The 12,631-nt window shown below is 62.4% G+C and carries 11 protein-coding genes and 1 other RNA gene; 2 read left to right on the top strand and 10 right to left on the bottom strand.

From position 1 onward, the window contains the following. The first annotated feature begins 63 nt into the window (after positions 1-63). Positions 64-612, top strand: a complete 549-nt coding sequence (locus RHM60_RS08640; RefSeq protein WP_057009159.1) for an adenine phosphoribosyltransferase — start codon at positions 64-66, stop codon at positions 610-612. An 87-nt stretch (positions 613-699) separates the two neighbouring features. Here the strand turns inward: RHM60_RS08640 and recR are convergent, their stop codons facing one another. From recR to dnaX, 4 genes are all read right to left on the bottom strand, one after another. Further along, positions 700-1,302 (bottom strand): recombination mediator RecR, encoded by a 603-nt coding sequence (gene recR / locus RHM60_RS08645; RefSeq protein ID WP_003230421.1) that lies wholly within the window; start codon positions 1,300-1,302, stop codon positions 700-702. Positions 1,303-1,368: 66 nt separating this feature from the next. Then, the gene (locus RHM60_RS08650) at positions 1,369-2,403 is read right to left on the bottom strand and encodes an NADP-dependent oxidoreductase (RefSeq protein WP_322214196.1); all 1,035 of its coding nucleotides are present in this window, start codon (positions 2,401-2,403) and stop codon (positions 1,369-1,371) included. 132 nt (positions 2,404-2,535) lie between these two features. Next, a complete protein-coding gene (locus tag RHM60_RS08655) occupies positions 2,536-2,874 on the bottom strand; it encodes a YbaB/EbfC family nucleoid-associated protein (protein WP_003230417.1) in 339 nt (112 codons plus the stop codon). Between the two features lie 47 nt (positions 2,875-2,921). Next, entirely contained in the window at positions 2,922-4,970 is a 2,049-nt protein-coding gene (dnaX, locus tag RHM60_RS08660; protein ID WP_322214197.1) for a DNA polymerase III subunit gamma/tau, read from the bottom strand. A 133-nt stretch (positions 4,971-5,103) separates the two neighbouring features. Here dnaX and RHM60_RS08665 point away from each other — a divergent pair, with 133 nt between their 5' ends. After that, positions 5,104-5,856 (top strand): transporter substrate-binding domain-containing protein, encoded by a 753-nt coding sequence (locus tag RHM60_RS08665; protein WP_322214198.1) that lies wholly within the window; start codon positions 5,104-5,106, stop codon positions 5,854-5,856. Between the two features lie 90 nt (positions 5,857-5,946). On the opposite strand, the gene RHM60_RS08670 is transcribed toward RHM60_RS08665, so the two are convergent. The 6 genes from RHM60_RS08670 to zipA form a co-directional block, all read right to left on the bottom strand. Then, positions 5,947-6,531: a hypothetical protein gene (locus RHM60_RS08670; RefSeq protein ID WP_322214199.1), complete on the bottom strand. Its 585-nt coding sequence runs from the start codon at positions 6,529-6,531 to the stop codon at positions 5,947-5,949. 133 nt (positions 6,532-6,664) lie between these two features. Then, on the bottom strand, positions 6,665-7,624 hold the full coding sequence (locus tag RHM60_RS08675) for an N-acetylmuramidase family protein (protein WP_322214200.1): 960 nt from the start codon (positions 7,622-7,624) through the stop codon (positions 6,665-6,667). Positions 7,625-7,819: 195 nt separating this feature from the next. After that, positions 7,820-7,916: signal recognition particle sRNA small type (ffs, locus tag RHM60_RS08680), an RNA gene on the bottom strand. Positions 7,917-8,059: 143 nt separating this feature from the next. Further along, the gene (locus tag RHM60_RS08685) at positions 8,060-9,226 is read right to left on the bottom strand and encodes a zinc-binding metallopeptidase family protein (protein ID WP_209983677.1); all 1,167 of its coding nucleotides are present in this window, start codon (positions 9,224-9,226) and stop codon (positions 8,060-8,062) included. A 66-nt stretch (positions 9,227-9,292) separates the two neighbouring features. Beyond that, positions 9,293-11,647 (bottom strand): NAD-dependent DNA ligase LigA, encoded by a 2,355-nt coding sequence (ligA, locus tag RHM60_RS08690; protein WP_322214201.1) that lies wholly within the window; start codon positions 11,645-11,647, stop codon positions 9,293-9,295. An 87-nt stretch (positions 11,648-11,734) separates the two neighbouring features. Next, the gene (gene zipA / locus RHM60_RS08695) at positions 11,735-12,595 is read right to left on the bottom strand and encodes a cell division protein ZipA (protein WP_209983681.1); all 861 of its coding nucleotides are present in this window, start codon (positions 12,593-12,595) and stop codon (positions 11,735-11,737) included. Positions 12,596-12,631 lie beyond the last annotated feature (36 nt).

The raw sequence follows: 12,631 nt of genomic DNA on the forward strand, positions 1-12,631 counted from the left end.
CCAAGCGCACCGGCGACGCCGCAGGTATACTTCGCGTCCGTTTTCCTCCCAGGACCCTCGACGATGATCCTCGATTCGTTCGACATCAAATCCCTGATCCGCCCCGTCATCGACTTCCCCAAGCCTGGGGTGATTTTCCGTGACATCACGCCGCTGTTCCAGTCACCCCGCGCTCTGCGCCTGGTGGCCGATACCTTTGCCCAGCGCTACGTCGAGGCTGACTTCACGCACATCGGCGCAATGGATGCGCGCGGTTTCCTGATCGGCTCGATCATCGCCTACCAGTTGAACAAACCGCTGATCCTGTTCCGCAAGCAGGGCAAATTGCCGGCCGACGTGCTCGCCGAGGGTTACCAGACCGAATACGGCGAGGCTTTTCTGGAAGTGCACGCCGACAGCCTGTGCGAAGGCGACTCGGTGCTGATGTTCGATGACCTGATCGCCACCGGCGGCACCCTGATTGCGGCAGCGAACCTGGTGCGACGCATGGGCGCGCAGATCTTTGAAGCAGCGGCGATCATTGATTTGCCGGAGCTGGGTGGGTCGCAGCGTTTGCAGGCTATGGGGATTCCCACGTTCTGCCTGACGCAGTTTGCATTGACCGAAAAATAGCGGTTAAGCCGCAAGTCAACATGTGGGAGGGGGCTTGCTCCCTCCCACATTTTTATTGGGTGTGCACCTTGAGGCTTGCGGTATTGCCTAGAGCGCGATGGGCTTGCGGCCGGCGAACGAGTGCGCGAGGGTGCCGCCGTCCACCAGTTCCAGCTCGCCACCCAGTGGCACGCCGTGGGCGATGCGCGAGGTAATCAGGCCTTTATTGGTCAGCAACTGCGCGATGTAATGCGCGGTGGCCTCGCCTTCCACGGTCGGGTTGGTGGCCAGGATCACTTCGGTGAACGTGCCCTGCTCCTGGATCCGCGTCACCAGTTGCGGAATGCCGATGGCTTCCGGCCCCAGGCCGTCCAGCGGCGACAGGTGGCCCTTGAGCACGAAGTAACGGCCGCGATAGCCGGTCTGCTCCACCGCGTACACGTCCATCGGCCCTTCCACCACGCACAGCAAAGTGTCGTCGCGGCGCGGGTCGGCGCATTGTGGGCAGAGTTCTTCTTCGGTGAGGGTGCGGCACTGACGGCAATGGCCTACGCCTTCCATGGCCTGGCTCAGGGCCTGGGCCAGGCGGATGCCACCGCTGCGATCACGCTCCAGCAGTTGCAGCGCCATGCGCTGGGCGGTTTTCTGGCCGACGCCCGGCAACGTACGCAGGCCGTCGATCAGTTGGCGAATCAGGGGGCTGAAGCTCATGGGCGAAGGGTCCGACAAAACAACGAGACGCGGTTTATACCCGCGCCTCGGATTAGCGTCAAATGCTCAATCCTGCGCGACGCGTACCACCAACTTGCCGAAGTTGCGTCCTTCGAGCAAACCGATAAACGCCTCGGGCGCCTGTTCCAGGCCGTCGACCACGTCCTCGCGGAACTTGATCTTGCCCTCGCGCACCCATGGCGCCATGGCGCTGAGGAATTCCGGCTGGCGGTCGCCATAGTCGTCGAACACGATAAAGCCCTGGATACGCACGCGCTTGGTCAGCAGGGCGCGTTGCAGCGCCGGCAGGCGATCAGGGCCGGTGGGTGCTTCGTTGGCGTTGTAGCCGGCGATCAAGCCACACAGGGGAATGCGCGCCTTGGCATTGAGCAACGGCAGCACCGCATCGAACACCTTGCCGCCGACGTTTTCGTAATAAATGTCGACGCCGTTGGCACAGGCCACGGCCAGTTCGTTGGCGAAATCCTCACTCTTGTGGTCGACGCAGGCGTCAAAACCCAGCTCGTCCACCACGTAGCGGCATTTTTCCGCACCGCCGGCGATGCCCACTACGCGCAGGCCCTTGAGCTTGGCCACCTGCCCCACCACCGAGCCCACCGCGCCCGAGGCCGCCGCCACCACCAGGGTTTCGCCGGCCTTGGGCTGGCCGATGTCCATCAGGCCCATGTAGGCGGTCATGCCCGGCATACCCAGCACGCCCAGCGCCATGGAAGGGCTGGCCAGGCCGTTGGGCACCGGCACCAGGTTACTGCCATCGGAAATGCTGTGGCTCTGCCAGCCGGTGGAACCGACCACCAGGTCGCCCACTTCGAATCTCGGATTGCGCGATTGCTCGACACGGCTGACGGCGCCGCCGGTCATCACCTCGTCGATTTCCACCGGCGCCGCGTAAGACGGCGCGTCGCTCATGCGGCCACGCATGTAGGGGTCGAGGGACAGGTACAGCGTCTTGAGCAGCACTTGGCCGTCCGCCAGCTCCGGCAGCGTCACCCGTTCCAGGCGGAAGTTTTCCGGCGTCGGTGCGCCCTGGGGGCGCGAAACCAGGACGATGCGCTGGTTGAGAGTCGGTTCTTGAGACATCAGGGTGCTCCTTATCGAAATCATCGGTATAGGGTGCAGACCGCGAGTGTCATGCCGGGGTTCGATCGGATCGGCACAAACAAAAATGCCAGGCGCAAGGCCTGGCATTGACGTACAGCCCAGGCTGAACGATCAGAACGGCAGCTTCATTCCCGGTGGCATCTGCATGCCGGCGGTCATGCCGGACATTTTGTCCTGGCTGTTGGCTTCGATCTTGCGCACGGCGTCGTTGACGGCCGAGGCAAACAGCGCTTCGAGCATTTCCAGGTCATCTTCGCCCACGCCCGGCAGCACGCTTGGGTCGATGCTCACGCGCTTGATGTCGTGACGACCCGTCATTACCACGCTGACCATATCGCCACCGGCCTTGCCGGTGACTTCGGCGTTGGCCAGTTCTTCCTGCATCTTGGCCATCTTTTCCTGCATCTGCTGCGCCTGCTTCATCAGGCCGGCCATGCCACCTTTCATCATGGGAATCACCTCAAAAGTACGTGGATCAAACAGTTAACAGCCCGGTGTCATGACGCTTGGGTCACCGGAGCCTCGACAGGTTCAATAGTATCGTGACGCACCACCGCACCGAACTGCTGCATCATCTGCTGGACGAGCGGATCAGCCTGGATCGACTGTTCCGCATCGCGCTGGCGGTTGATGCGCCGACGGGTCGCGGCCTGGGCCGGGGTTTCCTGCTCAGGTTTGATCAGCTCGATGGCGATGGTCAACGTGCGCCCGTGGTACTGGTTGAGCGCATCGTTGAGCCGACGCTGCTGGGTCGCATTGAACAGCGCACTGTGGGCCGGGTCCAGGTGCAGCAGCCAGTGGTCGCCGTCGATGGCGATCAGGGTGCAGTTGGCGGCGATGCTGCCGGTCATGCCGGAAATCGGCAGTTTCGGGAACAACTCCAGCCATTGCAGCGCCAGACCGGTGGCCGGGGCTGCGGCGGGTTCCGCCTCGGGCTCCGGGGCCGGTTCGGCAACGTGTTCGCTGGCCAGTTCGTCCAGGTAGCTGTAGGCCGAATCCATATCCGGCTCGATGTAATCTTCGTCCAGTGGCGGTTCGTCGTCGAGGTCGATAGCCGGAACGGCGGCTTCCACCTGCGCAACGGTCGGCTCGGGCACCGGCGCAGACACCCACTCGGGGGCATCCGGCACCACGCTGTCCGGGGTCGGCGTGGGCATCGGCGTCAGTTCGGGCTGCTCGCCGGTGGTTTCCAGCACGGGCTCCACGGCGGGCTGCTGTCCGGGTTCGGGCTCGACTGGGGCCGGCTCGTTCCAGGGCAGATCGACAATCGCCTCGGGCTCAGCCTCGGGTTCGACCACGACCGGCGCCGGCTCGGGCAATGGCTCTGGCGCCGGCTCCGGCACAACAGGCGCAGTCGCCACCGGCGCAACCACCGCCGCACCCGCCACGGAGTTGGCGGAATCAACTGTGGCCTGGCTGATCCCCACTGGCTTTAGCGGCTGCCTCGGCGCGTCGGCCGAGTCGGCGGGCCGGAAGGCCAGCATGCGCAGCAGCACCATCTCGAAGCCACCGCGCGGGTCCGGCGCCAGCGGCAGGTCGCGGCGGCCGATCAGGCCCATCTGGTAATAGAACTGCACATCTTCGGCCGGCAGCGCCTGGGCCAGGGCCAAAACGCGGTCGCGGTCACCATGGCCGTTGTCGACGCCTTCAGGCAGCGCCTGGGCGATGGCGACGCGGTGCAGCACGTTGAGTATTTCCGAGAGCACGCCGTTCCAGTCCGGGCCCTGCTCCGACAAATGGCGCACCGCTTCGAGCAGTGCCTTTGCGTCGCCCTCGATCAGCGCGTGCAGCACGTCGAACACCTGGCCGTGGTCCAGGGTGCCCAGCATGGCGCGCACATCGGCGGCCATGACCTTGCCTTCACCGAAGGCGATGGCCTGGTCGGTGAGGCTCATGGCGTCGCGCATCGAACCATCGGCGGCGCGGCCGAGCAGCCACAGTGCGTCGTCCTCGAACGGTACGTTCTCGACGCCGAGCACGTGGGTCAGATGCTCGACCACGCGCTCCGGGGTCATGTTTTTCAGGGAGAATTGCAGGCACCGCGACAAAATCGTCGCAGGAAGTTTCTGCGGGTCGGTGGTGGCCAGGATGAATTTGACGTAGGGCGGCGGCTCTTCCAGGGTTTTCAACAGCGCGTTGAAGGAATGGCTGGAGAGCATGTGCACTTCGTCGATCAGGTAGACCTTGAAGCGGCCGCGGCTGGGGGCGTACTGCACGTTGTCGAGCAGTTCGCGGGTGTCTTCGACCTTGGTGCGGCTCGCGGCGTCGATCTCGATCAGGTCGACGAAGCGCCCTTCGTCGATCTCGCGGCACACCGAGCAGGTACCGCAGGGTGTGGAGGTGATACCGGTTTCGCAGTTCAGGCACTTGGCGATGATGCGCGCGATGGTGGTCTTGCCCACCCCCCGCGTACCGGTGAACAGGTAGGCATGGTGCAGCCGCTGGCTGTCCAAGGCATTGATCAGAGCCTTGAGCACATGGGTCTGGCCGACCATTTCGCGGAACGAGCGCGGGCGCCATTTACGTGCAAGAACCTGATAACTCATCGAAAACCGTCGCAACTGGGAAGCGGAAGCCGGTAATGCTAGCGGAGCAAGGGGGAAATTGCATCCGGCACGCTCGTCTAATCTGACTAAGCTGTGCTCAACCGCCTCTCGAAGGCCTGAACATGGAGGGCATATGCGCGTAGTTCTGGGCGCTTTATGGATGATAGCCACGGCCACCCTGGCGGCCCCTGCGCCGCTGCGTTTCTCGGTTTCCGACAGCTGGGCGATGCCGGTGGTGCAACTGGAGGGCGGCGTGCCCACCCAGGGGATTGTGTACGACCTCATGTCGAGCCTGGCCACCCAGGTCGGCCGCCCGATCAGTTTCCATGTGCTGTCGCGGGTGCGGATTGCGGCAGCCATGGCCCATGGCGACATTGATGTGCGCTGTTACGTGGCCCAGGCCTGGGTCAACGACCTGTCGGGCGACTACAGCTGGAGCGTGCCGCTGATGGTGCAGCGCGATGTGCTGGTCAGCATCAACAGCCAGCCGGTGAAGGTGGACGAACTGGCCGCGCAACCGATCGGCACGGTGCTCAACTACCGCTACCCCCTGCTCGACCTGCTGTTTGCCAGCGGCCAGCTCAGCCGCGACGATGCCCGCAGCGAGGAACAGGTGCTGCAAAAGCTGGTGGCCGGGCGCTTCGACTATGCGGTGATGAATGAATGGATCGTTGATCGCTTCAATCAGAAAGTCCCGGTTGGGCGGCGCTTGCACAAGGTGGCGACAATTGAAGAGCAAGACCTCAGGTGCGTGGTGCGCAATGCCGCGGACGTGCCGGTGCAACAGATCCTGCGCACCTTGCAGCAAATGAAGAGGTCGGGGGAAATCGACGGCATTATCCAGTTGTACACCGGGCGCCCCGCCGCCAATGCCCCTACGGACTGAAGACCGGCAAGGGACGTTCGCTTAACTCAGAAAAACCATGTGGGAGGGGGCTTGCTCCCTCCCACACCTGGACTGTGTGTGTCGTTGAGGTCAGCTTTTCGGCGCAGTCAACCGAGCGTACTGATCCTGGCTGATCCAGCCGGTGTAGGTGCGATCCCCGGCATTGGTGAACTCGACCTGGGCCCAGCCATCCTTGAAGGCCAGCACACCCACCACGTCATGCTTGACGATGTAAGGGCGCTTGGCAGCGTCGGCGCCCGGCGATTCAAGCAGGTAGGCCTTGTCGACCGACACGGTCACCAGACCGATCCATTGCGTATCGGCAGTCTCGCTCAAGTCCAGGCCGGTGGCGATCTCGGGCATCAGCACAGTCATGCAACCGGGATGCTGCCGGCCCTGCTCCACAGTCAACGTCACGCCATCGACTGACGGCGCCACGCTGCCGGGGTAGGCGGCGTCGAGCCAGGTGGTCAGCGCGTCGGGCTTGCCTTGCAGGTAGAACGCGCAACCGCGCGTCACACCTTCGCCCATTTGTTCGGCGTAATAGCCTTCGACCTCATGCTGCGGCGTCACGGCCAGCATCAAGCCTTCGTATCTGCCCGAATGCAGTTCGGCCGCCAAGGCAGGGCCAACAACGCATAACGACAACACACCCATCGCCAGAAAACGGATCATCGTGTCTTTCCCCAGTTCACTATCAATTGCGCACAGTTGCCACGCGATAAGCAAGAGGCCGGCGGACGCTAACAAGCCGGTTTGGGGTTGTCCATAGGCTGTTTCCTGCCGAGAAACAGCCCAGGTAAGCCCGCTATTTAGTGGCTTGCAGTTTTTCATAAGCCTTTTTGATTCGCTGGTCGTAATCGCCGTATTGCCGACCATTGTAGTGACGGGCCATCCCAGCATAATCCCGGGCCTTCATGGCCTTGACCAACGCCGCATTCTTGCTGCAAAAACCCACAAACGCATTCAACTGCTGGCCGGCGTTGAGCTTCATCGCAGCAACAAAATCAAACACATCCTTGAAACCACACGCTGCAAAATTGAAGCCCATGATCTGAAACATGCCGTAAGACGCGGACATCAATGCAGCCTTCTGATCCAGGCTGTACGCCGCCCGCAAGGTTTGCCAGGCGGTGGCCTGATTCTTGTTATTGATTCGCCATTGCGTGTCGGCCTTTACCATGCAGGGGGCTGAAAGATTGGGATGGGTACTGGCATACTTTTTCTGGGTGTATTTATGGAAGATGTGCCGCTCGTAGGCGAGCACCGGGAATTTTTCCGGCCCGAATCCGGATCGTCCGCTCGACTCCACGATGGCGAACGCCTTGATGATATTCACCTCGATGCCGTTGCCCAACGCAAGGGCCGCACGCTTGAAGTCGGCGTCGCTGAGGTTCACGTTACCGTCGCAGGTGGCCTGGTTGACCAACTGCTGCTTGTCCGACACAGCCTGAACCGGCGATTGAACCGCCGCAGCAGGTTGCCCGGCCTTGCGCGCATCCTCGAGCAGACTCTTAAACGTCCTGCCGCCCGGATCAATGACCCCGTCGGGGCTGATCACATTGAGGCGAGTTTTCTGGAAGTCGCTAATACGCTGGATCAACAGCGGCCCGCATTTGCCGTCTACCACCAGGGGCGTCGCGGAGGTGGGGGCGATCATATTGAACAGCTGTTGAATGAATTTGACGTCAGCGGGCACATTGCTGGCTTTGGCAGCGGTGCCGACTGAAGCACCGATAGCACCGGATAAATCTGCAGAAGTGGTCATGGCAATCATCCTAAGTCTTCAGGAATTGAGCGCCTTCACTTCTTCACTACTCCAGCACTGAGGTCATTTGCATGATTGAAATTAGCAGGCAGTTTGACGCTGTCCAGCCGAAATCGTCCGCGCCATGAAAAATGGGCAGAAGGCTGAATAAAAGGAGGGTGAGTTGAATCAGGAGGGAGAGCGTTATGGAGGCAACCCCACCAGCCACACCCCGGCACACAATGTTCCCGCTGTGGCTGCTGCCTTCCGGCTCTGACCAGGTTCACGGGTAATCGTTGCGGGGGGACCGATGGGGTCACCATAACGACGCCTGCCTCTCGGCAAGCGGGGCCATTGTACCGATCTCATCGGAAGTTACAACCGTTGGTGCCGGATTAAAAATATCCGCTGGTTCAAGCACTTGCCAGAGACTTGCGCCTCACCACTGTCGCTCTTTCATTTTGCCAGCAGGACCTCATCAGCCCGGCCGCCCTCTTCCTGAATCACCAGGTGAATGAAGTGCAGCTTGGCGATCACTGCAGGCGGCAGTACAAAGGGGTAAAAATCCGGCTGGCCCATGCTGCGTGACAGTTCGTTGAGCATGCCGGCCAGTTCGATCCAGGCGTTGACGAACGACAGGAACGCCGGGCCACCGGGATGCTCGGGATCATAGAGGGTGGTGAGGGGGAACGGCTGGTAGTCCAGGTCCATCTCACGGGCACTCATGCCAAAGCCCAAGGCGGTGTCGACGGCGTCCATCATGTGCAGGTAGTGGGCCCAGGTTTCCGCCCAGTCTTCCCACGGGTGCATGGTGGCGTAGGCGCTGACGCAGGTCTGCTGCCAGTCGGCACGCGGGCCGTGCTGGTAGTGCTGGTCGAGCGCCTCGGCGTAACTGGCGCGTTCGTCGCCGAACAGGTCGCGATATGGCTGCAGCCAGTGGCTGTTGGCGATCAGACGATCCCAGTAATAATGGCCGACTTCATGACGAAAATGCCCGAGCAAGGTGCGGTAGGGCTCGTGCATCTGCACGCGGACCTTCTCGCGGTGAGCGTCGTCGGCTTCCTTGATGTCGAGGGTGATCAGGCCGTTGGCATGCCCGGTGGTGGGTGCATTGCCTTCAAGGTCGACACCGACGAAGTCGAACGCCAGGCCCGCCTCTTCATCCACGCTTTTGGGCACCACTTGCAGGCCCAGGCTGATCAACTGTGCGACGAGCCGACGCTTGGCCGTCTCGACCTTGCCCCAGCGTTCGTGATTTTCTGCAATCGACAGGTCGGGAATGGTGCGGTTCAGGCTGCAGGCCACGCACAGCGTGTCGGTGCTGTGGGCCGGGATCAGCCAGTTGCACGCCGCCGGGGTGTCGAGGTTGGCGCAACGGCGAAAGGCGCCGGCGTCGAGGTTGTCATCCATCTGCCAGGTATCGACCACCGGGCCCGGTTGCAGCGACGACAGCCGGCTCTGCTGCGGGTGGTAGCCCAGCAGGGCCGAGCAGGCCAGGCACTGGCTGTTGCGAAAAAACAGCGACTGGCCGCAGCGGCATTGCCAGACCTTGCTGTTACGCGAGGATCCGGCCATGAACGGGGCGGCGATGCGCGAACTGAGTTGCTCGAAGTAGCGGAACATGGCGATCTCTCACGGGAAGACAGAGACTAGATCACCTTGCGCACGGGATCGTTCCCGCGCGCAGCGTCAGGCTTTGCCGTACTTGCTCAGGAACGCCACAAAGGCGGCCTCATCCAGCACTTTGAGCCCCAGCTCGCTGGCCTTGGCCAACTTGGATCCTGCCCCTGGCCCAGCCACCACGCAGTGGGTTTTCGCCGACACGGAACCGGCCACCTTGGCGCCCAGGCTTTCGAGCTTTTCCTTGGCCACGTCACGGCTCATCAACTCCAGAGAGCCGGTGAAGACCCAGGTGTGCCCGGCTTCCGGCAGGCCTTCGACGACCTTTTTCTCGCTCTCCCAGTGCATGCCGAAGTCCTTGAGCTGCTGCTCGATGGCCAACGCGTGGCTGGCGTTTGCCGGGTTATCGAAGTACTCGCGCACCGCCTTGGCCTGCTTCTCGGGCAGTGCCTGGCGCATGTCGAGCCAGTCGGCCTTGATTACGCCTTCGAGGCTGCCGAACTTATCGGCGAGTTTCTGCGCCGCGCCCGGGCCGACGGACGGTACGTGCAGTTTGTCGAGCAAGCCGCCCAGGGTGGTGCTGGCGGCGAACTCGGCGCTCAGGTCACCCTGATCCTGCACCTGCAGGCCACATTCGTCCGGCGACAGCAGCGCGCCGATCACCTGCCGGTTATGAGCGTCTTCGAAGAAGCTATGAATCTCGTGCGCCACTTCCAGGCCCACGTCCGGCAAGTACGTCAGCACCTGCGGCAAGGCCTGCTGCACCCGCTCCAGCGAGGCCAGAGAGCGTGCCAGCACCTTGGCGGTCTCCTCGCCCACATCGGGAATGCCGAGGGCATAGATAAAGCGCGCCAGGGTCGGCGTCCTGCTGTTTTCAATCGCGGTGATCAGCTTCTTGCTGGAAATATCGGCGAAGCCTTCCAGGTCGATGACCTGCTCGTACGTGAGCTTGTAGAGGTCAGCTGGCGAACCGATGAGCTTTTCATCCACCAGTTGCTCGATGGTCTTGTCGCCCAGGCCGTCAATGTCCATGGCCCGGCGCGAGACAAAATGGATAATCGCCTGCTTGAGCTGTGCACCACAGGCCAGGCGGCCGACGCAACGGTACACCGCGCCCTCGCTGACGGTTTCCTTGCCCTTGCTGCGCTTGACCAGCTGCGTGCGCTCCACATGGGAGCCGCACACCGGGCAGTGCTCGGGGATCTGCACCGCGCGGGCGTGCCCGGGGCGGCGTTCGGTCACCACCGAGACCACCTGCGGGATCACGTCTCCAGCGCGGCGGATGATCACCGTGTCGCCGATCATCAGGCCCAGGCGCGCCACTTCATCCATGTTGTGCAAGGTGGCGTTGGACACCGTCACGCCGGCCACTTTCACCGGTTTCAGGCGCGCCACCGGGGTGACGGCGCCGGTACGGCCGACCTGGAATTCCACATCGAGCAGTTCGGTGAGTTCTTCCATGGCCGGGAATTTATGGGCAATGGCCCAGCGCGGTTCGCGGGCACGAAACCCCAGTTCGCGCTGGGAGGCAATGCGGTTGACCTTGAACACCACGCCGTCGATTTCATAGGGCAGGCTATTACGCCGCTCGCCGATGTCGCGGTAGTAGTCGAGGCAATCCTGAATGCCCTTGGCCAGTTTCAGTTCATGACTGATCGGCAGGCCCCACTGCTGCAGCTGCTGCAGGTTACCGATATGGCTGTCGCTGATGTCCGCCGTCACCTGGCCGATGCCATAGCAGCAGAATTCCAGCGGGCGACTGGCGGTGACCTTCGAGTCCAACTGGCGCAGGCTGCCGGCTGCCGCGTTGCGCGGGTTGGCGAAGGTCTTGCCGCCGACTTCCAACTGCGACGCGTTGAGGCGCTCGAAACCGGCCTTGGACATGAACACTTCGCCGCGCACTTCCAACGTCGCCGGCCAGCCGCTGCCGTGCAGTTTGAGCGGGATATTGCGCACGGTGCGCACGTTGACGCTGATGTCTTCGCCGGTGGTGCCGTCGCCACGGGTGGCGCCACGCACCAGCTCGCCGTCCTGATACAAAAGGCTGACCGCCAGGCCATCAAGCTTGGGTTCGCAGCTGTACTCGACAGCGCCAAAGAGGTCGCCGGCCGGCAGGTCCAGGCCCTCGGTCACGCGCCGATCAAACTCCAGCATGCTGCTCTCATCGAACGCGTTGCCCAGGCTGAGCATGGGAATCTCATGGCGCACCTGGGTAAACGCCGACAGCGCCGCACTGCCCACCCGCTGCGTCGGCGAATCGCGCGTCACCAGCTCAGGATGCTCGGCCTCCAACGCCTTGAGCTCATGAAACAGGCGGTCGTACTCGGCGTCCGGAATGCTCGGCTCGTCGAGCACGTGGTAGCGGTAGTTGTGCTGATCCAGTTCAGCGCGCAGCTCGAGAATGCGGGTGTGGGCGGCGGTCATGGGTGTTCTCTCATAAAGCAAAAGAGCAGCCGAAGCTGCTCAATATGTTAGTGCACGGATTCTACAGACAACGCTTAAGATCGAACCTCAGCGTTTCTGTGTCAGGGCGCGACGCTCGAACTCGACGATGCGTTGACGGTAATGCTCGATGGTCTGGGCGGTCAGCACGCTGCGCTGGTCGTCCTTGAGTTCGCCGTTGAGTTCCTGGGACAGCTTGCGGGCTGCCGCCACCATCACGTCGAACGCCTGTTTCGGGTGACGCGGGCCTGGCAGGCCAAGGAAGAAACTCACCGCCGGGGTGCTGAACAGGTCGATGTCGTCCAGGTCGAAGGTGCCCGGCTTGACCGCGTTGGCCATGGAGAACAGCACTTCGCCGTTACCGGCCATGCTTTCGTGACGATGGAAAATATCCATCTCGCCAAAGCGCAGGCCGCTTTCGAGAATGTTCTGCAACAGCGCCGGGCCTTTGAAACCACCGGCGTCGCGGCAGATCACGCTGATCACCAGCACTTCCTCGGCGGCCGGCTGGTCGCTGACCGACTGACGCGAGGCCTGCTTGCCGACGTTTTCATCCGGGAAATCATCGTCGCGGCTGCTGAAGCTCGGGCCTTCTTCCACGTCGAGATTCAAGTCACCCTGGTGCGGTTCGGCGGCGCCTGCACTGCCACGCTTGCCACGCTTGGTCGGCTCGCGGGCTTCACGCTGCGGCGCGCTCATCGACGGCAGGTCATGCTCGTCCAACTGCGGCTCTTTATGGGTATCGAGCACACGGGGCGGCCCCAGCAGCTCGGCGCTGCCGTCGTCGTCGGGCAAGTTGGACAGGTTGCGGTCCAGACGAAACTTAAGCTTGCCCTTGCCGCCGCGCATGCGGCGCCAGCCATCAAAAAGAATACCGGCAATCACAATGATGCCGATGACGATCAGCCACTCGCGCAGACCGATTTCCATGTAATCCCGTGCCTCTAATAAAAAATGCTGAAAAAT

This window comes from Pseudomonas sp. MH9.3, from assembly GCF_034354675.1.
Lineage (GTDB): Bacteria > Pseudomonadota > Gammaproteobacteria > Pseudomonadales > Pseudomonadaceae > Aquipseudomonas.

What these genes read in the sequence shown, in the direction of transcription:
- RHM60_RS08640 (WP_057009159.1), top strand. Translation starts at nt 64, where the DNA reads ATGATCCTCGATTCGTTCGACATCAAATCCCTGATCCGCCCCGTCATC.
- recR (WP_003230421.1), bottom strand. Translation starts at nt 1,302, where the DNA reads ATGAGCTTCAGCCCCCTGATTCGCCAACTGATCGACGGCCTGCGTACG.
- RHM60_RS08650 (WP_322214196.1), bottom strand. Translation starts at nt 2,403, where the DNA reads ATGTCTCAAGAACCGACTCTCAACCAGCGCATCGTCCTGGTTTCGCGC.
- RHM60_RS08655 (WP_003230417.1), bottom strand. Translation starts at nt 2,874, where the DNA reads ATGATGAAAGGTGGCATGGCCGGCCTGATGAAGCAGGCGCAGCAGATG.
- dnaX (WP_322214197.1), bottom strand. Translation starts at nt 4,970, where the DNA reads ATGAGTTATCAGGTTCTTGCACGTAAATGGCGCCCGCGCTCGTTCCGC.
- RHM60_RS08665 (WP_322214198.1), top strand. Translation starts at nt 5,104, where the DNA reads ATGCGCGTAGTTCTGGGCGCTTTATGGATGATAGCCACGGCCACCCTG.
- RHM60_RS08670 (WP_322214199.1), bottom strand. Translation starts at nt 6,531, where the DNA reads ATGATCCGTTTTCTGGCGATGGGTGTGTTGTCGTTATGCGTTGTTGGC.
- RHM60_RS08675 (WP_322214200.1), bottom strand. Translation starts at nt 7,624, where the DNA reads ATGACCACTTCTGCAGATTTATCCGGTGCTATCGGTGCTTCAGTCGGC.
- RHM60_RS08685 (WP_209983677.1), bottom strand. Translation starts at nt 9,226, where the DNA reads ATGTTCCGCTACTTCGAGCAACTCAGTTCGCGCATCGCCGCCCCGTTC.
- ligA (WP_322214201.1), bottom strand. Translation starts at nt 11,647, where the DNA reads ATGACCGCCGCCCACACCCGCATTCTCGAGCTGCGCGCTGAACTGGAT.
- zipA (WP_209983681.1), bottom strand. Translation starts at nt 12,595, where the DNA reads ATGGAAATCGGTCTGCGCGAGTGGCTGATCGTCATCGGCATCATTGTG.